Source organism: Sphingomonas sp. 66-10, assembly GCF_001897045.1.
Lineage (GTDB): Bacteria > Pseudomonadota > Alphaproteobacteria > Sphingomonadales > Sphingomonadaceae > Sphingomonas > Sphingomonas lycopersici.
The window spans coordinates 64,820-90,195 of sequence record NZ_MKRR01000098.1; the positions used below are offsets into that span (position 1 = coordinate 64,820).

25 protein-coding genes and 1 tRNA gene are annotated in these 25,376 nt (G+C 68.3%); 20 read left to right on the forward strand and 6 right to left on the reverse strand.

What is annotated here, in order from left to right; translation table 11 throughout:
• Nucleotides 1–1,626, forward strand: a 1,626-nt coding sequence (locus BGN95_RS09005) for a cation:proton antiporter domain-containing protein (RefSeq protein ID WP_286772433.1), incomplete at its 5' end; no start/stop codon positions are given.
• 184 nt (nucleotides 1,627–1,810) lie between these two features.
• A complete protein-coding gene (locus tag BGN95_RS09010; protein WP_286772434.1) occupies nucleotides 1,811–2,953 on the forward strand; it encodes a glycosyltransferase family 4 protein in 1,143 nt (380 codons plus the stop codon).
• Nucleotides 2,954–3,052: 99 nt separating this feature from the next.
• Here the strand turns inward: BGN95_RS09010 and BGN95_RS09015 are convergent, their stop codons facing one another.
• Nucleotides 3,053–3,343, reverse strand: coding sequence for a DUF2218 domain-containing protein (locus tag BGN95_RS09015; RefSeq protein WP_179511765.1), 291 nt, complete (start codon nucleotides 3,341–3,343; stop codon nucleotides 3,053–3,055).
• On the reverse strand, nucleotides 3,340–3,930 hold the full coding sequence (locus tag BGN95_RS09020; protein ID WP_179511766.1) for a PadR family transcriptional regulator: 591 nt from the start codon (nucleotides 3,928–3,930) through the stop codon (nucleotides 3,340–3,342). The genes BGN95_RS09015 and BGN95_RS09020 overlap by 4 nt, the downstream gene beginning before the upstream one ends.
• 100 nt (nucleotides 3,931–4,030) lie before the next feature.
• On the opposite strand from BGN95_RS09020, the gene BGN95_RS09025 reads away from it, so the two are divergent.
• The 6 genes from BGN95_RS09025 to BGN95_RS09050 all read left to right on the forward strand — a co-directional run bounded on the left by BGN95_RS09025 (nucleotide 4,031) and on the right by BGN95_RS09050 (nucleotide 8,926).
• On the forward strand, nucleotides 4,031–5,353 hold the full coding sequence (locus BGN95_RS09025) for a replication-associated recombination protein A (protein ID WP_265268355.1): 1,323 nt from the start codon (nucleotides 4,031–4,033) through the stop codon (nucleotides 5,351–5,353).
• A 127-nt stretch (nucleotides 5,354–5,480) separates the two neighbouring features.
• Nucleotides 5,481–6,842 carry a serine hydrolase domain-containing protein gene (locus tag BGN95_RS09030; protein WP_265312134.1) on the forward strand — a complete coding sequence of 454 codons (1,362 nt, stop codon included), beginning with the start codon at nucleotides 5,481–5,483 and terminating at the stop codon, nucleotides 6,840–6,842.
• Nucleotides 6,839–7,180 carry an MmcQ/YjbR family DNA-binding protein gene (locus BGN95_RS09035; protein WP_286772435.1) on the forward strand — a complete coding sequence of 114 codons (342 nt, stop codon included), beginning with the start codon at nucleotides 6,839–6,841 and terminating at the stop codon, nucleotides 7,178–7,180. Before BGN95_RS09030 ends, BGN95_RS09035 begins: the two co-directional genes overlap by 4 nt.
• Entirely contained in the window at nucleotides 7,155–8,024 is an 870-nt protein-coding gene (locus BGN95_RS09040) for a hypothetical protein (RefSeq protein WP_265312135.1), read from the forward strand. Before BGN95_RS09035 ends, BGN95_RS09040 begins: the two co-directional genes overlap by 26 nt.
• Nucleotides 8,025–8,041: 17 nt before the next feature.
• Nucleotides 8,042–8,117, forward strand: a tRNA-Thr gene (locus BGN95_RS09045).
• A 68-nt stretch (nucleotides 8,118–8,185) separates the two neighbouring features.
• A complete protein-coding gene (locus BGN95_RS09050; RefSeq protein WP_286772436.1) occupies nucleotides 8,186–8,926 on the forward strand; it encodes a TetR/AcrR family transcriptional regulator in 741 nt (246 codons plus the stop codon).
• Between the two features lie 98 nt (nucleotides 8,927–9,024).
• Here BGN95_RS09050 and BGN95_RS09055 read toward each other — a convergent pair whose 3' ends face one another.
• On the reverse strand, nucleotides 9,025–10,263 hold the full coding sequence (locus tag BGN95_RS09055; protein WP_286772437.1) for a CaiB/BaiF CoA transferase family protein: 1,239 nt from the start codon (nucleotides 10,261–10,263) through the stop codon (nucleotides 9,025–9,027).
• A 62-nt stretch (nucleotides 10,264–10,325) separates the two neighbouring features.
• On the reverse strand, nucleotides 10,326–11,969 hold the full coding sequence (locus BGN95_RS09060) for an acyl-CoA dehydrogenase family protein (protein WP_286772438.1): 1,644 nt from the start codon (nucleotides 11,967–11,969) through the stop codon (nucleotides 10,326–10,328).
• 257 nt (nucleotides 11,970–12,226) lie between these two features.
• Between BGN95_RS09060 and BGN95_RS09065 the strand changes: the two genes are divergently transcribed.
• The 10 genes from BGN95_RS09065 (at nucleotide 12,227) to BGN95_RS09110 (ending at nucleotide 22,198) form a co-directional block, all read left to right on the forward strand.
• The gene (locus tag BGN95_RS09065) at nucleotides 12,227–12,922 is read left to right on the forward strand and encodes an endonuclease/exonuclease/phosphatase family protein (RefSeq protein WP_265268348.1); all 696 of its coding nucleotides are present in this window, start codon (nucleotides 12,227–12,229) and stop codon (nucleotides 12,920–12,922) included.
• Nucleotides 12,919–15,216, forward strand: coding sequence for a patatin-like protein (locus BGN95_RS09070; RefSeq protein ID WP_286772439.1), 2,298 nt, complete (start codon nucleotides 12,919–12,921; stop codon nucleotides 15,214–15,216). The genes BGN95_RS09065 and BGN95_RS09070 overlap by 4 nt, the downstream gene beginning before the upstream one ends.
• A gap of 144 nt (nucleotides 15,217–15,360) precedes the next feature.
• The gene (locus BGN95_RS09075; protein WP_286772440.1) at nucleotides 15,361–15,669 is read left to right on the forward strand and encodes a lipopolysaccharide assembly protein LapA domain-containing protein; all 309 of its coding nucleotides are present in this window, start codon (nucleotides 15,361–15,363) and stop codon (nucleotides 15,667–15,669) included.
• The gene (gene pyrF / locus BGN95_RS09080; protein ID WP_179511777.1) at nucleotides 15,666–16,340 is read left to right on the forward strand and encodes an orotidine-5'-phosphate decarboxylase; all 675 of its coding nucleotides are present in this window, start codon (nucleotides 15,666–15,668) and stop codon (nucleotides 16,338–16,340) included. The genes BGN95_RS09075 and pyrF overlap by 4 nt, the downstream gene beginning before the upstream one ends.
• A gap of 247 nt (nucleotides 16,341–16,587) precedes the next feature.
• Nucleotides 16,588–17,229, forward strand: a complete 642-nt coding sequence (locus BGN95_RS09085; protein ID WP_286772441.1) for a phosphoribosylanthranilate isomerase — start codon at nucleotides 16,588–16,590, stop codon at nucleotides 17,227–17,229.
• Nucleotides 17,230–17,487: 258 nt separating this feature from the next.
• Complete coding sequence (trpB, locus tag BGN95_RS09090; RefSeq protein ID WP_286772442.1) at nucleotides 17,488–18,699, forward strand: tryptophan synthase subunit beta; 1,212 nt, start codon at nucleotides 17,488–17,490, stop codon at nucleotides 18,697–18,699.
• Nucleotides 18,696–19,496 (forward strand): tryptophan synthase subunit alpha, encoded by an 801-nt coding sequence (gene trpA / locus BGN95_RS09095; protein WP_286772443.1) that lies wholly within the window; start codon nucleotides 18,696–18,698, stop codon nucleotides 19,494–19,496. Before trpB ends, trpA begins: the two co-directional genes overlap by 4 nt.
• On the forward strand, nucleotides 19,493–20,347 hold the full coding sequence (gene accD, locus BGN95_RS09100) for an acetyl-CoA carboxylase, carboxyltransferase subunit beta (RefSeq protein WP_286772444.1): 855 nt from the start codon (nucleotides 19,493–19,495) through the stop codon (nucleotides 20,345–20,347). The genes trpA and accD overlap by 4 nt, the downstream gene beginning before the upstream one ends.
• 9 nt (nucleotides 20,348–20,356) lie before the next feature.
• On the forward strand, nucleotides 20,357–21,706 hold the full coding sequence (locus tag BGN95_RS09105; protein ID WP_286772445.1) for a bifunctional folylpolyglutamate synthase/dihydrofolate synthase: 1,350 nt from the start codon (nucleotides 20,357–20,359) through the stop codon (nucleotides 21,704–21,706).
• Between the two features lie 60 nt (nucleotides 21,707–21,766).
• Nucleotides 21,767–22,198: a DUF6628 family protein gene (locus BGN95_RS09110; protein WP_286772446.1), complete on the forward strand. Its 432-nt coding sequence runs from the start codon at nucleotides 21,767–21,769 to the stop codon at nucleotides 22,196–22,198.
• Between the two features lie 121 nt (nucleotides 22,199–22,319).
• On the opposite strand, the gene BGN95_RS09115 is transcribed toward BGN95_RS09110, so the two are convergent.
• Complete coding sequence (locus BGN95_RS09115; RefSeq protein ID WP_179511784.1) at nucleotides 22,320–22,751, reverse strand: response regulator; 432 nt, start codon at nucleotides 22,749–22,751, stop codon at nucleotides 22,320–22,322.
• A gap of 108 nt (nucleotides 22,752–22,859) precedes the next feature.
• On the opposite strand from BGN95_RS09115, the gene BGN95_RS09120 reads away from it, so the two are divergent.
• Nucleotides 22,860–23,852, forward strand: a complete 993-nt coding sequence (locus BGN95_RS09120) for a pseudouridine synthase (RefSeq protein WP_265312145.1) — start codon at nucleotides 22,860–22,862, stop codon at nucleotides 23,850–23,852.
• On the forward strand, nucleotides 23,849–24,388 hold the full coding sequence (rsmD, locus tag BGN95_RS09125) for a 16S rRNA (guanine(966)-N(2))-methyltransferase RsmD (RefSeq protein WP_286772447.1): 540 nt from the start codon (nucleotides 23,849–23,851) through the stop codon (nucleotides 24,386–24,388). Before BGN95_RS09120 ends, rsmD begins: the two co-directional genes overlap by 4 nt.
• A 148-nt stretch (nucleotides 24,389–24,536) precedes the next feature.
• On the opposite strand, the gene BGN95_RS09130 is transcribed toward rsmD, so the two are convergent.
• Nucleotides 24,537–25,376 (reverse strand): MFS transporter (locus BGN95_RS09130; RefSeq protein WP_286772448.1); only part of this gene is annotated, 840 nt, incomplete at its 5' end.

Here is a 25,376-nt window from a genome sequence, read left to right on the forward strand (position 1 = left end):
CGGCTGGTCGACGATGCGCCGTGGCTCTATTATTTCACGATCACCGATCCACATGCGATCGAGCCGTTCGCCGAATTCGGCATCGTGCTGCTGCTGTTCTCGATCGGGCTCGAATTGTCGTTCCGGCGGTTATGGTCGATGCGCCGGCTGGTGTTCGGCACCGGCGCCGCCGAATTGCTCGGTTCGGGGCTGCTGATCGGCGCTGGGCTGCACCTATTGGGGCAGAATTGGGCGGGCGCGATCGGGCTCGGGCTGGCGCTCGCCTTGTCCTCCACCGCCCTGGTGCTGCCGCTGGTCGGGACGACCGGCGCGGTCGGGCGCGGCGCCTTCGCGATGCTGTTGTTCGAGGATCTCGCGCTGGTCCCGATCATTTTCGCGCTCGGCGCGATGGCCCCCACCGCGAGCGATACCGGGTGGCAGGGGCTGGCCGGCGTCGCGCTGCGCGGCGGGCTGACGGTGGTGGCGATGTACATCGGCGGGCGCCTCGTCCTGCCGCGGCTGTTCGCGCAGGCCGCGCGCACCAAAAGCCCTGAATTGTTCCTCGCCGCCTCGCTGCTGGTGGTGATCGTCGCCAGCGTCGCGACCACCGCGGCGGGTCTGTCGCCGATCGTCGGGGCGCTGCTCGCCGGGCTGCTGATCGCCGAGACCGAATATCATACCGAAGTCGAGGTGATCACTGCCCCGTTCAAGGGGCTCGCGCTCGGGGTGTTCCTGATCACGGTGGGGATGAGCGTCGACCTCAGCTCGATCATCGACAATTGGAGCGAATTGCTGCTCGCGGTGATCGGGGTGGTGGCGATCAAGACGATCGTCACCTATCTGCTGTTGCGCGTCGCCAATGCGCGGCGCGGGGTCGCGGCCGAGACCGGGCTGCTGATGGGCAGCCCCTCCGAAACCACGCTGATCGTGCTCGCCGCCGCGGCGCAGGCGCAGCTCATCCAGGCTTCCACCGCCGCCTTCTGGCAAACCGTCACCGCGATCGGATTGACGATCACCCCGCTGCTCGCGCGTGCCGGCACCGCGGTCGCGCGGCGGCTCGATACGACGCTCGATCCGCATGCCGTGCCCGAAACCGCGGGCGTGCAGCGCTCGGTGGTGATCGGCTTCGGCCGTGTCGGGCGGCTGGTGGCGGATATGCTCACCGCGCACGACCAGCCCTATATCGCGGTGGAAGCCGATATCGACGCGGTGAAGGCGGGCCAGCTCAGCGGCTATCCGGTGATGTTCGGCGATGTCGCGCGCGGCGGGCTGGTCGATCGGCTCGATCTGCCCGCCGCGCGTGCGCTGATCCTGACGATGGACGATCCGGTGCTGACCGTTCGGCTGGCGCGGCGGATCCGCGCGCTCGCCCCCGATCTGCCGATCATCGCGCGCGCCCGCGATACGCGCCACGCCGCCGAGCTCTACCGCGCCGGGGTGACCGATGCGGTGCCCGAAACGCTGGAAAGCTCGCTGCAATTGTCGGAGGCGGTGCTCGTCGATCTCGGCGTCGCGATGGGGCCGGTGATCGCCTCGATCCACGAGAAGCGCGACGAGATGCGCGAAACGATCCGGCGCGAAGCCGCGCTGACCCGCGAACCGCGCATCCGCCGCATCAAGCGCAAGAGCGAGATCGCGACCGAATAGGCGCGGCTGACTGCGAACATCGTCATGCCGGGCTCGACCCGGCATCCAGGGCGACGAATGCTGCCGTCTGCGGCACTGGATGCGGGATCAAATCCGGCATGACGATAACAGAACGATGAAAACCGGACTGTATCCTACCGGTCGCCCTAGTTTTCGCCACGATCAGCCACTAACGCGCGCCGCTATGGAGCCGTCCGATCTTCGCGTCGCCTTGTTCAGCGGCAATTACAATTATGTGCGCGACGGCGCCAACCAGTCGCTCAACCTGCTCGTCGGGTATCTGCTCGAACGCGGGGTGAAGGTCCGTGTCTATTCGCCGACGGTGCCCGAACCCGCCTTTCCGCCGGTCGGCGATCTGGTCGACGTGCCGTCCTTCCCGATGTTCGCCGGGCGCGGCGAATATAAGCTCGCGCGCGGGCTGCCGGCGCGACCGCGCGCCGATCTGGAGGCGTTCGCGCCCAATATCGTCCACGTCTCCGCCCCCGAAATCCTCGGCCATGCCGCAGTGCGCTGGGCGCGCCGGAACAATATCCCGGCGGTCGCCTCGTTCCACACACGGTTCGAAACCTATTGCAGCTATTACGGCCTCGGGTTCCTCGAGCCGCTGGTCAAATATCTGATGACGCGGTTCTACAACCGCTTCGATCGCGTGCTCGTCCCCAGCAACAGCATGATGGCGCTGCTCGCCGAATGGGGGGTTACCGCGCCGATGGGAATCTGGTCGCGCGGGATCAACCACGATCGCTTCCGCCCCGACCGGCGCGATCTGGCGTGGCGGCGCTCGCTCGGCATCGCCGATCACGAGATGGCGGTCGGTTTCCTCGGGCGGCTGGTCAAGGAAAAAGGGCTCGACATCTTCGCCGAGGTCTCGACCGAGCTCAAGCGGCGCGGGGTGGCGCACAAGGTGCTGGTGGTCGGCGAAGGCCCGGCGCGCGACTGGTTCGCCGAGGCGGTGCCCGATGCGGTGTTCACCGGCTTCCAGTCGGGCGACGCGCTCGGCCGCGCGGTCGCGTCGATGGATGTGTTCTTCAACCCCAGCGTCACCGAAACCTTCGGCAACGTCACCACCGAGGCGATGGCGAGCGCCGTCCCGGTCGTCGCGGCGCGCGCCACCGGGGCGGTCGATCTGGTCGAGGACGGGGTCAACGGCTTCCTCGTCCCGCCGCGCGATGTGGCGGCCTATGCCGATGCGATCGCGCGGATCGTCGCCGATCCGGCGCTGCGCGAAGCAATGGGCGAAGCCGGCCACCGCAAGGCAGCCGGCTATCGCTGGGATGTCGCCAATCAGGCGGTACTGGATGCGTATCTGGCGTTGGAGCGGCGTTAAACCTCCCACCGTTCGGGCTGAGCCTGTCGAAGCCCTGTCCTTTTCTTCCGAGGAAGAAAAAGCAGCCCTTCGACAAGCTCGGGGCGAACGGAGGTTAGCCTACCCCTCGCGCCAGTCGAAGGTCAGCGGCGCCTCGCGGAACGCGAAACGATCGAGGTGGCTCGCCACCACGCCGCGCATCCGTTCGACATCTTCCCCCGCGGGAACGGTCAGCGCGACATCCAGCGTTTCGCTGTCGGCGCGCATCTCCAGCCGGCTGCCGTTAGGGAAGTCGATCGTCCCCTCCTCGGGCGAGAAGGTGACGACCATCTTGTGACTCCAATGCTTGGCGAGCTGCTGGAGATAGCGGCTCGCCGAAGCGGTCGGCACGCGTGCGAGCGAAACGCTCACCGCAGCCGCTCGATCTTCTGCGCGACCTCGTCGATCAGCGCGGCGACATCGTGGAGCGTATCCTGCGAGAATTCGCCCCGTGCCAGCCGATGCTCGAGCGCGACGCGCAAATTGCCCATCGCGCGACGGATCGGCGCGCCGTCGGTGCGCTGGCGACGCTCGCCGACGCGGGTGAGCCGCTCGATCAGCGCCTCGGCCTGCTCGCGATTCTCCTCCAGATGCGCGCGGCCTTCGTCGGTCGCGGCGTAGCGCTTGCGCTTCTCCTCATTGGCCTGCTCCTCTATGAAGCCCATCTCTTCGAGCAGGGTTAGCGTCGGATAGACCACCCCCGGGCTGGGCGCATAATCGCCGCCGGTCAATTCCTCGATCGCGCGGATCAATTCATAGCCGTGGCGCGGCTCGTCGGCGATCAGCTTGAGCAGCACGAGGCGCAATTCGCCGCCGTCGAACATTCGTCGGCCACGACCGCCACCGCCGCGCTCCGCGCCGCCGAATGACCATTCGCCGCCAAAGGCGCCCCAGCCGCCGCCACGATGACCGCGCGGCCCGCAATGGCCGCCGCGGCGGCCGTGCATTCCATGAAACATGTTGTATCCTCTATATATCAAGATGGCGCTAAGATATATCTTGATACAACGGATGCAACCCCCGCTGTGAAAAAATCGACGAGCCCCCTATCTTGGCCAGATGGCTGACTTGTTCGCCGGGTTCGAACCCGCCTCCCCGCCCGAGGAACTCCCCGCCGCCGATGCGCCGCTGGCCGATCGGCTGCGCCCGCGCGCGCTGGACGAGGTGGTCGGGCAGGAGCATCTCACCGGGCCGGAAGGCGCGATCGGGCGGATGGTTGCGGCGGGGCGGCTCTCCTCGATGATCCTGTGGGGGCCGCCCGGCACCGGCAAGACGACGATCGCGCGGCTGCTCGCCGATGCGGTGGGGCTGCGTTTCGCGCCAATCTCGGCGGTGTTCTCGGGGGTCGCCGATCTCAAGAAGGTCTTCGCCGAGGCGCGCGAGCATATGCGCACCGGGCGCCGCACCCTGCTGTTCGTCGACGAAATCCACCGTTTCAATCGCGCGCAGCAGGACGGCTTCCTGCCCTATGTCGAGAACGGCACCGTCACATTGGTCGGCGCGACGACCGAAAACCCGTCGTTCGAGCTCAACGCGGCATTGCTCAGCCGCGCGCAGGTGCTGATCCTCCACCGCCTCGATCATGACGCGCTGAGCCGGCTGCTCGATCGCGCCGAGGCGGAGATGGAGCGCCCCCTCCCGCTCACCCCGCCGGCGCGCGAGGCTTTGGTGGCGAGCGCGGACGGCGACGGGCGCTTCCTGCTCAATCAGGCGGAGACCTTGTTCTCGGTCGGCATCACCGAGCCGCTCGATCCGGCCGGGCTGTCATCCTTCCTCCAGCGCCGCGTCGCGGTGTACGACAAGGATCGCGAGGGGCATTACAACCTCATCTCCGCGCTCCACAAATCGGTGCGCGGATCGGATCCGCAAGCCGCGCTTTACTATCTCGCGCGGATGCTCGTCGCCGGGGAGGAGCCGCTGTACGCATTGCGCCGGCTGACCCGCATGGCGGTCGAGGATATCGGCATGGCCGATCCGCAGGCGCTGACCCAGTGCATCGCCGCCAAGGACGCCTATGAGCTGCTCGGCTCGCCCGAAGGCGAATTGGCGATCGTCCAGGCGTGCCTGTACCTCGCCACCGCGCCCAAATCGAACGCCGCCTATGAGGCGATGAAGGCGGCGTGGCGGTCGGCGCGCGAGACGGGATCGCTGATGCCGCCCGCCAATATCCTCAACGCCCCGACGCGGCTGATGAAGGAGATCGGCTATGGCAAGGGCTATGAATACGATCATAGCAGCGATGATGCCTTCTCCGGCGCAAACTATTGGCCGGAAGGGATGAATCCCGAGAATTTCTACCAGCCGACCGGGCGCGGATATGAGAAAAGGGTTGCCGAGCGGCTCGCCTGGTGGGACGAACGCCGGCGTGAAAAGAATACGTAGAACCGATCATCATCCGCTGGAAACCGGCAGCCGGCGCCGCTCCATTTACCGTCATGCCGAGCCCGACCCGGCATCCAGAGTCTCAGGCGACGGCATCAGTGGCCCTGGATGCCGGATCAAGTCCGGCATGACGGCAGTCGCGCTGCTGGCACTCGCCACGCCGGTTTCGGCGCAGCAGATTCACCCGACCTCGCAACAATCCTATCATCAGGCGGTCGCCGCCGGGTATAAGGCGCTCACCTTGTGCGAGGGCATTTTCGACGCCGGCCGTACCGAGGCGCAGATCGCCTCGGTCGAGTTGCGCGGCATCTATCCCGAATATGACGCGATCGTCCCGACGCTCCCCGCGACGGTCGACCGGCGCGCGCGGATCGTGACGGTCGCGTTCGACGGCCAGCTCGCGCCGCGCCGCGCGATGTGGCGGCCACGCTTCGGCTGTTACCTTTCGCCGATCGGGGCGCACGCCGACCGGGTCAATCCGTCCGCTACCCCGCCGACCGCGCTCATCCCCGATCCGCGCCAATGGCCGATGGGCGATGCCGGCATCGCGCCGCGCCCCTCGCCGGGGCTCGCCGCGCTCGTTGCGCGCGCATTCGATCGCGCGAGCTTCGGCGCGGAGAGCGTGACGACCGGCGTGGTGATCCTCAAGGACGGCCGCATCGTCGCCGAACAATATGCGCCGGGCTTCGGCCCGTTCGTCGCCAATCGCACCTGGTCGGTCGCCAAGAGCATCGCCGGCACATTGGTCGGCATCGCCTCTGTCACCGCGCGGATCGATCCGCATCGTCCGGCGACGATCCCCGAATGGCGCCATCCCGGCGATCCGCGCGCCGCGATCACGCTCGACAATCTGATGCGGATGGCGAGCGGGTTGCACAGCGACACCGCCGGCAACCGCACCGATGCGATCTATTTCGGCGGCACCGCGGTCACCGAGAGCGCGACCGGCTGGCCGATCGAGGCCGCGCGCGGGACGCGCTTCCGCTACGCCAATAACGATATCCTGCTCGCGACGCGCAGCCTGCGCGCGACGCTGGGCGAGGCGCGCTACGCCAATCTGCCGCACGGCGGGCTGTTCCACCCGCTCGGCATGACCCATACCACCACCGGGACCGACTGGCAGGGCAATTACATCCTCTCCAGCCAAGTGTGGACTACCGCCCGCGATCTCGCGCGGCTCGGACAATTCTGGCTGCAGGACGGCGTATGGCAAGGCCGCCGCCTGCTCCCGGCGGGCTGGATGCGCTATATGACCAGTGCCGCCGGGCCGCAGCCGGCGGAAGGACCAGGCTATGGCGCGACGATGTGGCTGTTCGGGCCGAAGCAGGGGCTTCCGGTCGGCAGCTACGCCGCGCAGGGTAACCGCGGGCAATCGGTGATGGTCATCCCCCAGCATCGCCTCGTCATCGTGCGGCGCGGCGAAGATCCGGGTCCGGCGCGGTTCGATATCGCGCGCTTCTCGGCCGAAGCGATCGCGGTGCTGCAATGAAGGATTGGGCAGAGGTTGTCGCCTTCGCGTGCGCGTTGCCGGATGTGGCAATGGCGCCCTTCTACGGCACCCCCTGCCCCAAGGTGAACGGCAAGGCCTTCGTCTCGCCCGGGCGCGAGCCGGACAGTTTTCACGTCATGGCACCGCACGAGGAAAAAGCGGTGCTGCTCGACACCGAGCCCGAAACCTTCTGGCAGACCCCGCATTACGAGGGCTGGCCCGGGCTGCTCGTGCGTTACGGCGCGGCGGACGAAGAGCGCGTGCGCAATGTCATCCGCCGGGCGTGGTGGGATCGCGCGAAAAAACCGCAGCGTGCCACCTTCGGCCCCCGCCCCTGATCGCTTCACGCGCTTCGTCGCGATCGACTGGTCGGGAGCGAAGGGCGCGCGGCATCGCGGGATCGCGGTCGCCGAATGCGGCGCGGGCGATGCGGCGCCGGTGCTGGTCGAGCCCGCCGGCCGAATCTGGTCGCGCAGCGCGGTGCTCGATTGGCTGCTGGCGCGCGCCGACGCGCCGCTGCTGGTCGGGTTCGATTTCAGCTTCTCCGCCCCGTTCGTCGCGCGCGGCGCGCATCTGCCGGGCGAGACCGACACCGCCGACGCCCGCGCGCTGTGGCATTATGTCGACACGCACAGCGACGATGCCGATCTCGGCGCCGCCAGCTTCCTCGCGGCGCGGCGCGGGCGGCATTTCTATCTCGGCGCGGCGGACGGGGCGAAGCGCGACTTCCTCCACTGGCGGGTCTGCGAGACCGGGGCGGATCAGTCGACCAAACCCTCGACCGTCTATGACGCGATCGGCGCGGCGCAGGTCGCCAAGGCGAGCTTCGCCGGGATGCGGCTGCTCCACCGGTTGAACGAGCGGATCGCGATCTGGCCGTTCGACCCGGTGCCGGCGACCGGCGCGACGGTCGTCGAAATCTACACCGCGATCGCCGCCCGCGCGGCGGGGCTGCGCAAGGGCATCAGCAAATTGCGCACCGCCGAGGCGCTCGATGCCGCGCTGGCAGCGCTCGGCGCCCGGCCGCACCTGCCGCTCGCGCGCTATGACGATCATGCGACCGATGCGATCCTCGCCGCGGCGTGGCTGCGTCGCAGCGCCGGCAACGCCGATTTCTGGCGTCCGGCGCGGATGACCCCGCCGATCGCGCAAAGCGAGGGCTGGACGTTCGGCGTTCTCTGACGCATGGACGCCGGCGGGCCGGCTTAGCTCAGATGGTAGAGCACCTGATTTGTAATCAGGGGGCCGCGGGTTCGATCCCTGCAGCCGGCACCATATCGCAATTCCGCACGATCGTGCAGATTCCAATTGGCGCGATTTCCGTTCCGTGCCACCTGGGATCGATGCGAGATCGCGATCGGACCACCAAGCCCAGCGCGCAAAGCGCGGGCGATGCGCGGCCCTCGGGCTATGCCAGCCCCTCGATCATCGCCCGACGCGATCGCATCCTCGACGAAACGCGGCGCATGATCGGCGAAGTCGGCGTGACCAATCTCAGCATGGACGATGTCGCGAAGCGCGCGAACGTCGCCAAGCGCACCTTGTACAATGCGTTCCAGAGCAAGGAATATCTCGTCGCCTCCGCGATCAGCAAATATATGGAGGATTATGAGCGCCGGATCCATTATTCGACCGAGGACGCCACGCTCGATTGGATGATCGAGCGCCTCGTCATCGTCGCGCGCCGCAATCTCGAAATCCGCAACTACACCCGCGCGTTGTTGAACGTCTATCATTCGGCCGATGTCGCGCCGGAGATCAGAAAGGCGATCCACGACATCGCCGCGCATTCGCACGGGCCGTGGATACGCCGGCTCGCCGGCAAGCGTCAGCTCCAGCCGTGGATCGACGCCGACGATCTGATCGCGATGCTGGTCCGCTATCGCTATGCCACCGCCAGCGCCTGGGCTGAGGGCGAAATCCCCGACGAGAAGATGGTCGTCGAGGTCGTCCGCAGCGTTCTGACGGTGATGGCCGGTGCGACACGCGGCGCGGCGCGGCGCGAGATCGTCGACACGCTCAACTCGCTCGATCGGCACCCGCTGCTCGACGGGCATGTCGCGGCGATATCCGCGGGAAAATAGAGCGTCGTGCGTTAAATCGGGATCGCTTCACCGCCGTAGGGCGAACGGTTTACATTTTACGCAGGATACTCCAGCCGCGTCGCCGGAAAACCCGCGGCTCAGCGCTGCCTGACCGCGCCCTTTTCCTCCAGCTCGCTGAACTCCGCATCGGACAGCCCCAGCCAGTCGCCGAGTAATTCGCGGCTATGCTCCCCCACCTGCGGCGGGCGATAGCGATAGTCGGTCGGGGTGGCGGAAAACTTGCCGGGGAAGGCGACCGTCGGAATCTCCACCCCGTCCTCGCGGACGAAGCGGTGCACCACGCCGCGCGCCGCGATGAACGGATCGGCGTAGATATCCTTGATCGTATTCACCGGCCCCGCAGGCACGTTGATCGCGACGAGCCGCTCGATCAGCGGCCCGCCCGCCAGGTCGCGGACGATATCCTGCACCGCGGCCTCGATCGCGTCGCGGTTGATCAGCCGGTCGCGCCCGGTGGTGAAGCGCGGATCGGCGGCGAGATCGGGGCGCCCCATCTCATGGCAGAAAGCGCGGAACTGGCTGTCATTGCCGATCGCGATGATGATCACGCCGTCGGCGACCTCGAAGGTCTTATAGGGCACCACGGTCGGGTGCCGGTTGCCGAGCCGACCCGGATTGACGCCCCCGACGAGCCAGTTCGATCCCTGATTGGCGAGCATCGCGATCTGCGTATCGAGCAGCGACACGTCGATCTGTTGCCCCTCCCCCGTCCGCTCGGCGTGGCGCAGCGCGGCGAGGATCGAGACGGTGGCGTACATCCCGGTCGACAGATCGGCCATCGCCACCCCGGCGCGGAGCGGCCCGCCATGCTCCTCGCCGGTGATCGACATGAAGCCGCCCATCCCCTGCGCGACGAAATCATAGCCGGGTCGATCGGCATAAGGGCCGGTCTGCCCGAAGCCGGTGATCGAGCAATAGACGATGCGCGGGTTGATCGCGCTGATGCTGGCATAATCGAGCCCGTATTTGACCAGCCCGCCGACCTTGAAATTCTCGACCAGAATATCGGCCTCAGCGGCAAGCCGGCGGATCAGCGCCTGCCCCTCCGGGTTGGCGAGATCGATCGCGGCCGAGCGCTTGTTGCGATTGCAGCTCAGATAATAAGCGCTTTCCTGCGGATCGTCGGCGCCATCGGGCAAGGACAGGAACGGCGGGCCCCAGCCGCGCGTATCATCCCCCTTGCCGGGCTGCTCGACCTTGAACACATCGGCGCCGAGATCGGCGAGGATCTGCGTCGACCACGGCCCGGCGAGGACCCGCGACAGATCGAGAACCTTGATTCCTTCGAGCGCCCGCCCGGGCCGTCCGTCCGTCACGCCGCTTTCACCCTCCCAAATGGTCGTGCCGGCCTAGGCCGCGCGGGACTCAAGGCGCAAGGTCAATTCGCCGCCGACAGCAATCCGCGCGCGACGACATGCGCCTGGATTTCCGCCGCCCCCTCGAAGATGTTGAGGATGCGCGCATCGCACAGGATGCGGCTCGCCTGATATTCGAGCGCATAGCCGTTGCCGCCGTGGATCTGGACGGTCGCATCGGCATTGGCCCAGGCGACCCGCGCGGCGAGCAGTTTCGCCATGCCGGCCTCGATGTCGCAGCGCCGGCCCTCGTCCTTGCGCCGCGCCGCGGCATAAGTGAGCTCGCGCGCCATGACGAGCTCGACGAGCATCAGCGCCAATTTGTCGGCGACCCGCGGGAAATCCGCGAGCGCGCAGCCGAACTGGCGACGCGTCCGCGCATAATCCAGCGCGACGTCGAACGCATTCCACCCGACGCCGATCGCGCGCGCCGCGGTCTGGATTCGCGCGCCCTCGAAAGTGCGCATCAGCTGGCGGAAGCCCTTGCCCTCCTCGCCGCCGAGGATCGCGTCGCCGGGCACACGGAAACCGTCGAACGACAGCGCATATTCGCGCATCCCGCGATAGCCGAGCACCTCGATCTCGCTGCCGGCGAGTCCTTCGTCGGGGAAAGCGTCCTCTTCGGTGCCGCGTGTCTTGGCGGCGAGCAGCATCGACAACCCGGCGTGGCCGGGCTCGGCCGGATTGGTGCGCACCAGCAAGGTCATCAGATCGGCGCGCGCCGCGTGGGTGATCCAGTTCTTCGCCCCCGTCACCGACCAGCCATCGCCGTCGCGCACCGCGCGCGTCTTGAGCGAGGCGAGGTCGGAGCCGACATCGGGCTCGGTGAACACTGCGGTCGGCAGCGTCTCCCCGCGCGCGAGCCGGGGCAGCCAATATGCCTTTTGCGCGGGGGTCCCGCTTTCGCCGATCAATTCGCCCGCGATCTCGGAGCGGGTGCCGAGCGACCCGGCGCAGATCCAGCCCCGGCTCAATTCCTCCGACACGACGCACATCGCGAGCTTGCCGAGCCCCAGCCCGCCATATTCGGCGTCGATGCAAATCCCGAACACCCCGAGATCGGCCATTTCGTCAACGATCTCGATCGGGATCAACGCATCGGCGAGGTGCCAATCATGCGCCTTGGGGGCGATACGTTGCGCGGCAAAGGCGCGGAATTGCGCGCGGATCATATCGAGCGTCTCGTCGCCTAGCGCCTCCGACGGCCGTGCATCGGCCTCGATCAACGCGGTCAGCGCGGCGCGGGTCGCGGCATTATTGCCCTCGACCAGAAACCACGCCGCCGCGGCATCGTCCGCCAGTGCGCGCGCGGCATCGGCGATGCCGAGATCGGTCGGTCGCGCCAATTCGTTCTGGCTCATCGGCAGCGCATAAACGAGCTGCGCCAGATATTCGCCGAAGCCGATCCGCAGCACGAGCGCGTCGATCGGGGCGAGGCCGTCCCCCGCCTGCAGCCGCGCCGCCCATTGCCGCGCCGCCTCGAGCGATTGCACCAGCGTCGCGATCCACGAGAAACCATGGAGCGCGCGCTGCTCGATATCGAGCGCACGGGCATCGCCGCCGGCGATACGGTGCCGGCAGGCCTGGCGCGCGGCAAGCACATAACGCTCCGCCGCGGCGCAGGCGGCACCTGCGCGCGTGAGCAAATCGCCGACCGAAATCTCCATGCGCCGCCTCTCTCATCCCGATCGCAACCGTCGATCTTGCACCTTGATGCAACTTTTGCGGCGACCATAAGGAATTGCGGGCACGCTCGTCAAACGGGCGAATCCGCCTTGCGATTTCCGTGCCGACTTTTACATTCGACGCGGCAAGCCGTGATGATCGCTCAGAAGTTTTCTTTTATTTCTCAAAGGTTATACGCCTTTTATGGTGTCCGTGCGAGCGGCAACCCGATCGCCGTCGCAAGCGTTCCCTCGGTCTCATGATCCGCGTCGCGAGCTACAATATGCGCAAGGGCATCGGCACCGATCGGCGGCGCAATCCCGATCGCACGCTCGAAGTGCTGCGCGAGATCGACGCCGATGTCGTCGCGCTGCAGGAGGCCGATCGCCGCTTCGGCACACGCAAGGCCGTGATTCCATTGCATTTGATCGACGAGCATAGCGGGTGGAAGCCGGTCAATTTCGGGGCGCGCGCCGCTTCGATGGGGTGGCACGGCAATGCGATATTGGTGCCCAAGGCAGCCGAGGTGGTCGATTGCGCGGTGATCCACCTGCCGGCGCTGGAGCCGCGCGGCGCGGTCATGGCCGATGTTCGGGTCAATGGCGCGACGATCCGCGTCGTCGGGATGCATCTCGATCTTTCCGGGCTGTGGCGGAAGCGGCAGGCGCATGCGATCCTCGCGCATCTCGCCGCCAACCCGCATCCGCGCCCGACGGTGATGATGGGCGATCTCAACGAATGGACCCGCTCGGCGGGGTGCCTCAAGGAATTCCGCCGCGATTTCGCGCTCGCCGATACCGGCCCGAGCTTCCACGCCCGGCGTCCGGTGGGGCGGCTCGACCGGATCATGGTTTCGCCGGACCTCAAGGTGGTCGATTGCGGCGTCCATCACTCGATGGCGGCGCGGACGGCGAGCGACCATCTGCCGATCTGGGCGGATCTCGCCGCGGCATGAGCGATACGCGCCTCCACGAGAAGGAATTGCGGCTCGCGCTGGTCTGCTACGGCGGGATCAGCCTTGCCGTATACATGCACGGCATCACCAAGGAGGTGTGGCACCTCGCCCGCGCCAGCCGCGCGACCCACGACGGCACGAAGCTCAGGGGCACCGCCGGGGTCTATGCCGCATTGCTCGACGAAATGGCGGAGGAGGCCGGGCTGCGGCTGCGCGTGCTGCCCGACATCCTCGCCGGCGCCAGCGCGGGCGGGATCAACGGCATCTTCCTCGCGCAGGCGATCGCCTCCGGCCAGTCGCTCGATCCGCTGACCGATCTGTGGCTGACCCGCGGCGATGTCGAGGCGCTGATCGACGCCGCCGCCGCCCCCGCCTCGCGCTTTTCCAAGGCCTGGGCGATGCCGCTGGCGTGGATGGCGGCGGGGCGCAGCGCCGAAAAGCTCGAGGCGCTCGATCCCGAAACGCGCGAGGAGGTGCGGAGCAAGCTGTCGCATTTCGTCCGCTCGCGCTGGTTCGAGCCGCCGTTCAGCGGCGCGGGGTTCACCGGGATGCTGCTCGACGCGTTCGACGCAATGGCCGCCGCGCCGCGCGGGCCGCGGCTGCTGCCGACCGGACAACCGCTCGACCTGTTCGTCACCGTCACCGATTTCACCGGCCACCCCGAGCGGCTCCAGCTCCACTCGCCCCCCGAGGTGCTGGAAACCGAGCATCGGCTGGTGCTCCACTTCACCGATCACGGCGAGGTGCGCGAGACGCTCGCGCCCGCCGCCGAACTCGCCTTCGCAGCGCGCGCCACCTCCAGCTTCCCCGGCGCCTTCCCGCCGTTCACCGTCGCCGAGCTCGACGGCGTGCTGCACGACCGCGCGATCGACTGGCCGACGCGCGAGGCGTTCCTCTACCGCATGCTCCCGCGCCAGGCGGCGGCGAATACCGCGGAAAAGGCAGTGCTGATCGACGGCTCGGTGCTCGCCAACGCCCCCTTCCGCCCCGCGATCGACGCGCTCAACGAGCGTCCGGCGCGGCGGCAGGTCGATCGCCGCTTCGTCTATATCGACCCCGCCCCCGGCAACAAATTCCGCCTTTCGGCCGACAGCGACGGCGTGCCGGGCTTCTTCCAGACGATCCTCGGCGCGATCAGCGAACTGCCGCGCAAGCAGCCGATCCGCGACAATCTCGACGCGATCGCCGAGCGCTCGGCACGGATCGCGCGGATGCGCGCGATCCTTCAGGCGGTGCGCCCCGAGGTGGAGGCGAAGGTCGACGCGCTGTTCGGTCGCACCTTCTTCCTCGATCGCCCGACCGCCGCGCGGATCGCCGCCTGGCGCCGCCGCGCGCAGGTCGCCGCGGCCGAGCAGGCGGGCTATGGCTATGCCGCTTACGCGCATCTCAAGCTCGCCGGGGTGATCGAGAGCGTCACCGCGTTGCTCCACGGCGTCGGCGGCGAGCCCGGCCCGCAGCGCTGGCAGCGCATCCGCCGCCGGATCGAGACCGCCCTGGTCGCGCGCGGCTACGACCCCGCCTCGTCCGAGGTCGCGGAAAGCGCGGTGACGATCGACTTCCTGCGCACCTTCGATCTCGGCTTCCGCATCCGCCGGCTGCGGCTGATGTCGCGGCGGCTGACCGAACTCGAAAGCGAGGCGAGCGAAGACACGCTGCAGCCGATCCGCGAGGCGATCTATCATTCGCTCTCGGCCTATCTCGATTGTCGCAACCCGCGCACCCACCGAGCATTGCGCGGCGAGGTCCGCGCGCTGAGCGGCGACGCCGGGCCGCTACTCGACGATCTCGCCGAATCGATGGGGCTCAAGGAACTCGACGCCGAGACCGACGAGCGGCTCGCCGAGGCGCTCGCGACGCTGCCGCGCGATATCCGCCGGGCGTTGCTGCTGCGCTATCTCGGCTTTCCCTATTTCGACGTCGCCACTTTGCCGCTGCTGCAGGGCGAGGGAATGGACGAATATGATCCGATCCAGGTCGATCGCATCGCCCCCGACGATGCGGTCTCGATCCGCGGCGGCGGCGCTGAGGCGACGCTGAAGGGCATTCAGTTCAGCAACTTCGGCGCGTTCTTCAGCCGTGCCTATCGCGAGAACGACTATCTCTGGGGCCGGCTGCACGGCGCCGAGCGGATGATCGATATCGCGGTGTCGACGCTGGCCGGCGAAGCGCGGCTGCGCCCCGGGCGCGTCGCGGAGATCAAGCGCGCCGCCTTCCACGCGATCCTCGACGAAGAGGCGCCGCGGCTCCACACCGCCACCGCGCTGATCGAGGAATTGCGCCGGGAGATCGGGTAAGAATCCAATTCGATACCCCGGTCATCCCCACCTTCGCGGGAATGACGGCTGAGGAAAGGGCTCGCGGAACACGCTCCACGCCGGACAGTAAAGCTGGAAAAACGACGCTTGCGGGGTTAGTCCGTATCGCGCGGGAGGTCGCCAATGCAGTTTCTGAAGCTTTTATTCTGGTGTCTGATCGCGTTCATCGCGGCGGTGTTCACCTTCGGCAATTGGCAGTGGGTGACGATCCGTCTGTTCGGCAATCTCGTTGCCGAGGTGAATCTGCCCTTCCTGCTGGCGCTCACCTTCCTGGTCGGCTTCGTGCCGACCTGGCTCTATCAGCGCGCAATGCGCTGGCGGCTGCGCCAACGGCTCACCGCCGCCGAACGCTCGCTGACCGACCTGCGCGCCGCGACCGCCGCGGCAGCCCCGGCGGCGCCCGAAGACCCAGCCCCCGGAGCAACATCGTGAGCAACCGCATCTATGTCGCGCTCGACACCCCCGATATCGATCGCGCCAAGGCGATCGCGGAACGGGTGCGGCACCATGTCGGCGGGATCAAGCTCGGGCTGGAATTCTTCGCCGCCAACGGGCGCACCGGGGTGCGCGAGATGGCCGATCTCGGGCTGCCGATCTTCCTCGATCTCAAGCTGCACGATATCCCCAATACCGTCGCCAAGGCGGTGCAGGCGCTGCGCGCGCTGGAGCCGGCGATCCTGACGGTTCACGCATCGGGCGGCCGCGCGATGCTGGAGGATGCCAAGGCCGCCGCCCCTGCGGGGACCAAGGTGGTGGCGGTGACGATGCTCACCAGCCTCGACCAGCGCGATCTCGACGCGACCGGCGTCACCGGCACTCCGCACGATCAGGTGCTGCGCCTGACCGAACTGGCGATGCGCGCGGGGGTCGACGGGATCGTCTGTTCGGGCGCGGAGGTGAAGGCGGCGCATCGATTGTGGCCCAAGGGCTTCTTCGTCGTCCCCGGCGTGCGCCCGACCGACAGCGTGGTGGGCGACCAGAAACGCGTCGTCACGCCGCGGATGGCGTTGGACAATGGCGCCTCGATCCTCGTCGTCGGTCGCCCGATCACCCAAGCCGAAGACCCCGACGCCGCCGCGCGCGCGATCGGCGCGACGCTTTGACCCCACCCCGTTCGGGCTGAGCCTGTCGAAACCCGGCACTTTCTCGCCAAGAAGGGCAGCTCTTCGACAGGCTCAGGGCGAACGAGGGTCGGGCCTGCACTTTCCCGGGCCTGCGCTTTCATCGTCATGCCGGGCGTGATCCGGCATCCAGAGCCGCAAAGGGAATCGCTCGTTACTCTGGATGCGGGGTCAAGCCCGGCATGACGGCAGGGGCAAGCTCAATGCAAACCGAGTAGAGACAATCCTCATGCCCACCACCGCCAAGATTTGCGGCCTGACCACGATCGAGACGCTCGACGCAGCACTTGCGGGCGGGGCGAGCCATGTCGGGTTGAACTTCTTCCCGCCCTCCCCGCGCAACCTCAGCGCAGATCAGGCGCGGATGCTCGCGGCGCGAACCCCGGATCGGGTCCACCGCGTCGGGGTGTTCGTCGATCCCGACGACGCGCTGCTCGATATGGCGATCGCTGCCGGCCGGCTCGATATTCTGCAATTCCACAAGACCGCCCCGGCACGAATCGCGGAAGTGGCGCGCCGCACCGGGCTGGCTACCTGGGCCGCGATCGCGATCAAGACGCGCGCCGATCTCGATCACGCCCGCGACGTCGCCGGTGCCGCCTCCGCCGTCCTCTATGACGCCAAGACGCCGGACAATGCCGCGCTCCCCGGCGGGATGGGGGTACGCTTCGACTGGTCGCTGCTCGACGGTTTCCGTCACCCGCTACCCTGGGCGCTCTCCGGCGGGCTCGATGCGGACAATGTTGCGGAGGCGATCGCCCGCACCGGCGCCACGCTCGTCGACGTTTCTTCCGGCGTCGAAACCGCCCCCGGCGTGAAGGACGTGGACAAGATCGCCGCATTCCTGAGGGCCCTAATTCGCTCAGGATAACGCCGTGATCGCCCGGAGAAGTCCGCTGGCAAGGAGCGCAGCGCAGACGCGTAGCAGTCGCTACGCGCAAGCAAGCGACGCCGTCCAGCGGGCTTCTCCGGGCGACCGCTCCGCGGCGGGCGTCTTTTGGCGCCATGCGGCGTCGCGCGTCGATCACGATGTAAATACATCGCTCACTCCTTGCTCCTTGCCTGGCGCCAAAATCCGCTCCGTCACGGCGTTGTCCTGAGCGAATTAGGGCCCTAAGGCGATCGCTCGATGACCACGCCCAACTCCTTCCGCGCGCAGCCCGACGAGAGCGGGCATTTCGGCGATTTCGGCGGCCGCTATGTCGCCGAGACGCTGATGCCGCTGATCCTCGACCTCGAGCGCGAATATCGCGCCGCCAAGGCCGATCCCGCGTTTCAGGCCGAGTTCGACGAACTGCTCGAACATTATGTCGGCCGCCCCAGCCCGCTCTATTTCGCGCCGCGGCTGACCGAGGCGCTGGACGGCGCGCAGATCTGGTTGAAACGCGAGGAGCTCAACCACACCGGCGCGCACAAGATTAACAATTGCATCGGCCAGATCCTGCTCGCGATCCGCATGGGCAAGACGCGGATCATCGCTGAGACCGGCGCCGGCCAACACGGCGTCGCCACCGCGACGGTCTGCGCGCGCTTCGGCATCCCCTGCGTCATCTACATGGGCGCGAAGGACGTCGAGCGGCAGCAGCCCAATGTGTTCCGCATGAAATTGCTCGGCGCGGAGGTGATCCCGGTCACCTCGGGCGCCAAGACGCTCAAGGATGCGATGAACGAGGCGCTGCGCGACTGGGTCGCCAACGTCCACGACACCTTCTACATCATCGGCACCGCCGCCGGCCCGCATCCCTATCCGGAGCTGGTGCGCGATTTCCAGAGCGTGATCGGCACCGAGGCGCGCGCGCAGATGCTCGCGCGTACCGGGCGCCTGCCCGATCTGCTGATCGCGGCGGTGGGCGGCGGATCGAATGCGATCGGCCTGTTCCACCCGTTCCTCGACGACGCCGGCGTGGCGATGATCGGGGTCGAGGCGGCGGGGCACGGGATCGCCAGCGGCCAGCATGCCGCGAGCCTCACCGGCGGCGCGCCGGGGGTGCTCCACGGCAACAAGACCTATCTGCTCCAGGATGACGACGGCCAGATCACCGAGGCGCATTCGATCAGCGCCGGGCTCGACTATCCCGGCATCGGGCCGGAGCATAGCTGGCTGCACGAGATCGGCCGCGTCCGTTATCTGCCGATCACCGACAGCGAGGCGCTGGAAGCGTTCCAGCTCTGCTGCCGCACCGAGGGGATCATCCCCGCGCTGGAAAGCGCCCACGCGCTCGCCGCCTTGCCAAAGGTGGCGAAGGATTACGGCAAGGACGCGATGATCCTGGTCAATGTCTCGGGGCGCGGGGACAAGGATATCTTCACCGTCGCCGAGGCGCTGGGGGTGGAGATATGACGCGGCTTTCCAACGCCTTTCCCAAGGATCGCGCGGCGCTGGTATGTTTCGTCACCGCGGGCGATCCGAACGCGGCGGCGACCCCGGCGATCCTCGACGCGCTCGTGACGGGCGGCGCCGACGTGATCGAGCTGGGGATGCCCTTCACCGATCCGATGGCCGACGGCCCCGCGATCCAGGCCGCCAATCTGCGCAGCCTCGGCGCGGGCACCACCACCGCCGATATCCTGACGATCACGCGCGATTTCCGTGCGCGGCACCCGAATGTGCCACTGGTGCTGATGGGCTATGCCAATCCGATGCTTCGGCGCGGGGCGGCATGGTTCGCGAACGCCGCGCGCGATGCCGGGGTCGACGGGGTGATCTGCGTCGATACGCCGCCCGAGGAGGATGCCGCGCTCGGCCCCGCGTTGCGCGCGAGTGGCGTCGACCTGATCCGCCTCGCCACCCCAACCACCGACGGCGCGCGGCTCCCGACCGTGCTCGGCGGGGCAAGCGGGTTCCTCTATTACGTCTCGGTCGCCGGGATCACCGGGAAGCAACAGGCCGCGCAGACCTCGATCGAGGAAGCGGTGGCGCGCCTCAAGGCCGCGACCGACCTGCCGGTGGCGGTCGGCTTCGGCGTGCGCACCCCCGAACAGGCCGAGGCGATCGCCCGCGTCGCCGACGGCGTGGTGGTCGGCTCGGCGATCGTCGAGCTGATCGGCAAGCACGGCGCCGATGCGCCGGGCGCGATTACCCCCTATATCCAATCGCTGAGCGCGGCGGTCCGCGCCGCGCGCAAGGAATCGAAATGAGCTGGCTGTCTAGCGTCCGCAACGCCCTCTCGCTGGTCGTCCCGAAGAAGGAGACCCCCGACAACCTCTGGCACAAGTGCAAGGGGTGTCGGCAGATGGTGTTCACCAAGGAGCTCGAGGAAAACCTCTCGGTCTGCCCGAATTGCGATTATCATGAGCGGATCGGGCCGCTGGCGCGGTTCACCCAGCTGCTCGACGACGGCTGGAGCGCTTTGCCCACCCCGCGCACGCCCGAGGATCCGCTCAAATTCCGTGATTCGAAGCGCTATACCGATCGCCTCAAGACGGCGCGCACCGAGACCGGCGAGGCCGATGCCTTCGTCAACGCGCGCGGCACGATCGACGGCCATCGCGTCGTCATCGGGGTGCAGGATTTCGCCTTCATGGGCGGATCGATGGGCCAGGCGGTCGGCGAGGCATTCATCCAGGGGGTCGAAGCGGCGATCGCCGACAAGGCGCCCTATGTCGTGTTCACCGCCTCGGGCGGCGCGCGGATGCAGGAAGGCATCTTGAGCCTGATGCAGATGCCGCGCTCGACCGTTGCGATCCAGATGCTCCACGATGCCGGGCTGCCCTATATCGTCGTGCTGACCGATCCCACCTCGGGCGGGGTGATGGCGGCCTATGCGATGCTCGGCGACATCCAGATCGCCGAGCCCAAGGCGCTGCTCGCCTTCACCGGCCGCCGCGTGATCGAAAATACGATCCGCGAGAAATTGCCCGACGATTTCCAGACCTCGGAATATCTGCTCGAGCACGGGATGATCGACATGATCGTCCACCGCAAGGATCTGCGCGCGCAGCTCGCGACGGTCATCGGCTATCTCTGCGGCCAGCGCGCCGCGGCCTGAACACTACCAATGGCCGATCACGCCGTCTCGACCGATCCGGCGGTTCAGGCGCAGCTTGACCGTTTGTGGTCGCTCTCGCCCGGCGCCGACGTGCTCGGGCTGGGGCGGATCACCGAGCTGCTCGCGCGGGTCGGCGATCCGCAGCGGCGCCTGCCCCCGGTCTTCCATGTCGCAGGGACCAACGGCAAGGGATCGACCTGCGCCTTCCTGCGCGCCGCGCTCGAAGCGGCGGGGCTCAAGGTCCATGCTTATACCAGCCCGCATCTCGTGCGCTTCAACGAGCGGATTCGAGTCGCTGGGCGGCTGATCGACGATCGCGCGCTCGCCCCGTTGCTCGCCGAGGTGCTCGACGTGGCCGGCGATATCGGCGCCAGCTTCTTCGAGGTGACCACCGCCGCCGCCTTCCTCGCCTTCGCGCGCACCCCCGCCGACGCCTGTGTGATCGAGGTCGGGCTCGGCGGCCGGCTCGACGCGACCAACGTGATCCCGCACCCCGCGATATGCGGCATCGCCGCGCTCGGGATCGATCACGAGGCATTCCTGCTCGCCGAGGAGGCCGGCACACCCGCCGCCCCGCTCGACCGGATCGGCTTCGAAAAGGCCGGGATCGCCAAGCCGGGCATCCCGCTCGTGACCCAGCTCTACCCGCGCTCGGTCGCCACGACGATCGCGGCGGTCGCGACCGCGTGCGGCGCACCGCTGATCGCGCGCGGATCGGGCTGGGATATCGCTCCCGCGGGCGATTCCCTCCTTTATCGCGACACGCGCGGCGAGCTCGCACTGCCCGTTCCGACGCTCACCGGCCCCTATCAGGCGGAGAATGCCGGCCTTGCCGCGGCGATGCTGCGCCACCAGCAGGCGGTGACGATCGACGATGCCGCGATCGCCGACGGCATCCGCACCGCGACTTGGCCGGCGCGGATGCAGCGGCTGGGCGACGGCCCGCTCACCCGCCGCCTGCGCCCCGAACAGCGCCGCCACGGCGTGTGGCTCGACGGCGCGCACAACGAATCCGCCGCCGCCGCGATCGCCGGATCGTGGGGCCGCGACGCGCCGACCGCGATCGTCATCGGGATGCTCGCCAACAAGGATGCCGACGGCGTGATCCGCCATTTGCTCGACCGGCGCGGCGAGACGCATGTCGTCGCCGTCCCGGTGCCGAGCCACGCCCACCACCAGCCCGAGGCGCTCGCCGCGATCGCGCGCCGCCACGGCGCTGCGTCGACCGCCACCGCCGAGACGATCGGCGATGCGCTCGATCTCATCGCCGCGGCCGGCACGGGCGAATCGGTGCTGATCGCCGGCTCGCTCTACATCGCCGGTGGCGTGCTCGCGGCCAACGGCGAATCGCCGACCTGATTGCGATTGACTTGCAATAGCGAAACATCGAAGATCGCCGGACGAGGAGAATCGTCCGCCATGTCGCTGCCTGCCACCGCGCCGCTCGCCGCGCTCCCGCATCCGCTCCCGCTTTGCCCCAATGCACGCGCGCTGTTGTTCGCGATGCGGCGCATGGGCGCGCACGGCCTTGCCGATGCCCGCGCGGCGCATGCGATCTTCACGCTGTTTCGCGAAGGCTTCCGCCGCCCGCTCACCCTGCTGCGCGCGCTGATGGCCGATCTCGCCGCGTCCGCGGCGATGCCGATCGCGATCGCGCCATGCTGCTGCGCGCGGATGACGACCGCCGAGGCGGGGTTGCTCGCAGCGATCGGCCAGGTCGACACCACGCCCGATAAAGCGGCGCTGCTGCTGTCCGACCTGCTCGGGCTGCGCCGCGCCGACGGGGTGCTGGCGAGCGTCGCCGCGCTCGCCGCCGCCTTCGCCGACGAAGGGCGCCCGATCGGCGTATAATCAGCCGGCCTCACCCTTTTCCGTTCGCCCTGAGCTTGGCGAAGGGCGGCCCTCACTCGCGAACGCCAGGACGCCCTTCGACAAGCTCGGGGCGAACGGGGAAACAGCGGAAAGCCTGTGGTCAGCCAGCCCTCGCGAACAAGCGGAAACCCTGCGGCAACCGCCGCGGCACACGGCCGTCGAGCGACGCTTCGACCGCGCGAATCGCGCCGAGCAGGCTGCGCTGCGAATAAGGCTTGGCGAGGCAGCCGAACGCCAGCGCCTCGGCGTCGCCGGGGCAATTGCCGGTGACGAACAGCACCGGAATGTCGCGCGCAGCGGCGGCGCGCGCCACTTCGATTCCGCTGCCGTCGGTCAGCGCGATATCGACCAGCACCAGATCGATCTCGCGCCCCTCGCCGATGATCCGCACCGCATGGGCGACACGATCGACCGTCGCGACGATCTCATAATCTTCCTCGCTCAGGATATGTTCGGCGTCGAACGCGACGAGCGGCTCATCCTCTACCAGCAGCAGGCGCGAGATCCGCCGCTTCTTACGCCCGAACATCATCGCCACTCTCACAATACGACGGTTACGCCCGCGCCCCTTAACGCGGGTAATCGGCAAGTGGCGCAAAATTTTTCGCGCGCGCCGCGCAAGCGATGTATCAGCCGCTTCATGCCCAGCCGACCGACCGATCCGCGCCCTACCGGCCGCCCTGTCCACCGCATCGCCAAATTGCTCGCGCGCGCCGGCGTCGCCTCCCGGCGCGAGGTCGAGCGGATGATCGCGGAAGGGCGCGTCGCCAAAGATGGGGCGGCGATCGACACCCCCGCGACGTTGCTCGTCTCGCTCGCCGGAGTGACGGTCGACGGCCAGCCGGTCGCAGAGACCCCGCCGCCACGGCTGTTCCTGTTCCACAAGCCCGCCGGCGTCCTCACCACCGAGCGCGATCCGCGCGGGCGGCCGACGATCTATGACCGGTTGCCCAGGGATCTGCCGCGACTCGTCCCCGTCGGGCGGCTCGATTACAATACCGAGGGGCTGCTGCTGCTGACCAATGACGGCGGGCTCAAACGCCAGCTCGAATTGCCCTCGACCGGGGTCGAGCGAGCCTATCGCGCGCGCGCCTTCGGGCAGGTGTCGCAGCCGCAGCTCGAGGCGCTGATCGAGGGGGTCGAGATCGACGGCATCCGCTACGGCTCGATCGACGCCAATATCGAGCGCCGGACCGGCGCCAATCTGTGGATCGAAATGATCCTGACCGAGGGCAAGAACCGCGAGGTGCGCCGCGTGCTCGAACATCTCGGGCTCGAGGTGAACCGGCTGATCCGCACGCGCTACGGCCCCTTCGTGCTCGCCGATCTGCCCGTCGGCGGGGTCGGCGAGGTCAAGCAGCACGATCTGGTCGCCTTCCGCCAGTCGCTCGACCGCAAGGCGCCCGCGCCGGGGGCGATCACGGTGACCGCATCGGGCGGCGGCAGCCGACCGCCCCGCGCCGCCGCCAAACCGCGGCCACATGGCGCGTCGGCGATCGCCAAACCCCGTGAAGAAGCCGCACCGGCAGCGGCGGCGCCGGCGACCCGCGCGCGCCCCGCGCAGCCCCCCAAGCGCAAGGCTGGCTGGGCCAAGCCCAAGCCGCGTTCCGGCCCGGCGAGGCCGCGCAAATGAGGATCATCGCCGGCCAATGGCGCGGCCGCCCGCTCGTCGCGCCCAAGGGGGACACCACCCGCCCCACCGCCGACCGCACGCGTGAGGCGTTGTTCTCGATGCTCGCCAGCCGCATTGGCAGTTTCGAGGAACTGGCGGTCGCCGATCTGTTCGCCGGATCGGGTGCGCTGGGGCTGGAGGCGCTGTCGCGCGGCGCCGCGCGCTGCCTGTTCGTCGAGCAGGACAAGCCCGCGCTCGATGCGTTGCGCGCCAATATCGCCAAGCTCGGCGCGACCGGCGCCGATGTCCGCGCGACATCGGTGCTGTCGCTCGGCCCCGCGCCGGCCGCGCTCGATCTGGTGATGATGGACCCGCCCTACGGCACCGGCGCGGGCAATGTCGCGCTCGACCGGCTCGCGCGGCTCGGCTGGATCGGCGCGGGGACCTGGGTCAGCATCGAAACCGCACGCGACGAGAAAGTCGAGGTCGGCGGATTCGAGATCGATGCCGAACGGGTCCACGGAAAGGCGCGGCTCACATTGCTACGGCTCGCCTAACCCCTCGTCACCCCGGCCTTAAGCCGGAGTGACGGGGCGCCGGTGGCTGAGCGGCCACCCCAGAATCTTCCCGTTCGCCCTGAGCTTGTCGAAGGGCTGCCCTTCTTCCGCGCGAAGATAAGACAGGCTCAGCCCGAGCGGTGGCGCGTTACGGCCCCTCGACCGCCATCGGCGCAACGCCACGACGCGGGCGCAGCGCAAGCAATGCGATCAGGCTCATCACCGCCGCCGCCGCGAGATAAAGCCCGACCGACCCGAGCCCGCCGCCGCGCTGCGACAGCCATTGCGCCACCACCGGGGTCAGCCCGCCGCCGAGAATCCCCGCCATGTTGAACGACAGGCTCACCCCGGTGTAGCGCACCCGCGCCGGAAACAGCCCCGGCAACCACGCGCCGAGCGGGCCATAGACGAACCCCATCACCAGCAACGCGAACGACAGCACGACGAAGATCGTCACCAGCGACCCCGAGCCGAGCCCCGGCGCGAGCAGGAACCCCGCGACGATCGCGCCCACGCACCCCCAGGTCAGCACCCGCGCGGGCGAGGTGCGATCGGCCCAGATGCCCGACAGCGTGATCCCGACCCCCATGAACAGGATCGCCCCGAGCTGGATCGCCAGGAACACCTGCCGGTCGATCTTGAGCGTCGTCGTCGCATAACCGAGCGCAAAGGCGGTCGCGATATAATAGACCGCGAAACAGGCCACCGCGCCGAACGTCCCGCCCAGCGCGATCCGCCAGTGATCGCGCAGCAGCTCGCCCATCGGCACCGTCGGCGGCGGGCCTTCTTCGAGCATCTTGGCGAAGGCGGGGGTCTCGGCGATGCGCAGCCGCACCCACAGCCCCAGCCCGACCAGCACGACCGACAGCAGGAACGGCACCCGCCAGCCCCAGGCCATGAAGTCCGCCGGGGTCATCATCACCCCGATCAGCAGGAACAGCCCGTTGGCGGCGATAAAGCCGAGCGGCGCCCCGAGCTGGGGTACCAT

What these genes read in the sequence shown, in the direction of transcription:
- BGN95_RS09010 (WP_286772434.1), top strand. Translation starts at nt 1,811, where the DNA reads ATGGAGCCGTCCGATCTTCGCGTCGCCTTGTTCAGCGGCAATTACAAT.
- BGN95_RS09020 (WP_179511766.1), bottom strand. Translation starts at nt 3,930, where the DNA reads ATGTTTCATGGAATGCACGGCCGCCGCGGCGGCCATTGCGGGCCGCGC.
- BGN95_RS09025 (WP_265268355.1), top strand. Translation starts at nt 4,031, where the DNA reads ATGGCTGACTTGTTCGCCGGGTTCGAACCCGCCTCCCCGCCCGAGGAA.
- BGN95_RS09030 (WP_265312134.1), top strand. Translation starts at nt 5,481, where the DNA reads ATGACGGCAGTCGCGCTGCTGGCACTCGCCACGCCGGTTTCGGCGCAG.
- BGN95_RS09035 (WP_286772435.1), top strand. Translation starts at nt 6,839, where the DNA reads ATGAAGGATTGGGCAGAGGTTGTCGCCTTCGCGTGCGCGTTGCCGGAT.
- BGN95_RS09050 (WP_286772436.1), top strand. Translation starts at nt 8,186, where the DNA reads ATGCGAGATCGCGATCGGACCACCAAGCCCAGCGCGCAAAGCGCGGGC.
- BGN95_RS09060 (WP_286772438.1), bottom strand. Translation starts at nt 11,969, where the DNA reads ATGGAGATTTCGGTCGGCGATTTGCTCACGCGCGCAGGTGCCGCCTGC.
- BGN95_RS09065 (WP_265268348.1), top strand. Translation starts at nt 12,227, where the DNA reads ATGATCCGCGTCGCGAGCTACAATATGCGCAAGGGCATCGGCACCGAT.
- BGN95_RS09070 (WP_286772439.1), top strand. Translation starts at nt 12,919, where the DNA reads ATGAGCGATACGCGCCTCCACGAGAAGGAATTGCGGCTCGCGCTGGTC.
- BGN95_RS09075 (WP_286772440.1), top strand. Translation starts at nt 15,361, where the DNA reads ATGCAGTTTCTGAAGCTTTTATTCTGGTGTCTGATCGCGTTCATCGCG.
- BGN95_RS09085 (WP_286772441.1), top strand. Translation starts at nt 16,588, where the DNA reads ATGCCCACCACCGCCAAGATTTGCGGCCTGACCACGATCGAGACGCTC.
- trpB (WP_286772442.1), top strand. Translation starts at nt 17,488, where the DNA reads ATGACCACGCCCAACTCCTTCCGCGCGCAGCCCGACGAGAGCGGGCAT.
- trpA (WP_286772443.1), top strand. Translation starts at nt 18,696, where the DNA reads ATGACGCGGCTTTCCAACGCCTTTCCCAAGGATCGCGCGGCGCTGGTA.
- accD (WP_286772444.1), top strand. Translation starts at nt 19,493, where the DNA reads ATGAGCTGGCTGTCTAGCGTCCGCAACGCCCTCTCGCTGGTCGTCCCG.
- BGN95_RS09105 (WP_286772445.1), top strand. Translation starts at nt 20,357, where the DNA reads ATGGCCGATCACGCCGTCTCGACCGATCCGGCGGTTCAGGCGCAGCTT.
- BGN95_RS09110 (WP_286772446.1), top strand. Translation starts at nt 21,767, where the DNA reads ATGTCGCTGCCTGCCACCGCGCCGCTCGCCGCGCTCCCGCATCCGCTC.
- BGN95_RS09115 (WP_179511784.1), bottom strand. Translation starts at nt 22,751, where the DNA reads ATGATGTTCGGGCGTAAGAAGCGGCGGATCTCGCGCCTGCTGCTGGTA.
- BGN95_RS09120 (WP_265312145.1), top strand. Translation starts at nt 22,860, where the DNA reads ATGCCCAGCCGACCGACCGATCCGCGCCCTACCGGCCGCCCTGTCCAC.
- rsmD (WP_286772447.1), top strand. Translation starts at nt 23,849, where the DNA reads ATGAGGATCATCGCCGGCCAATGGCGCGGCCGCCCGCTCGTCGCGCCC.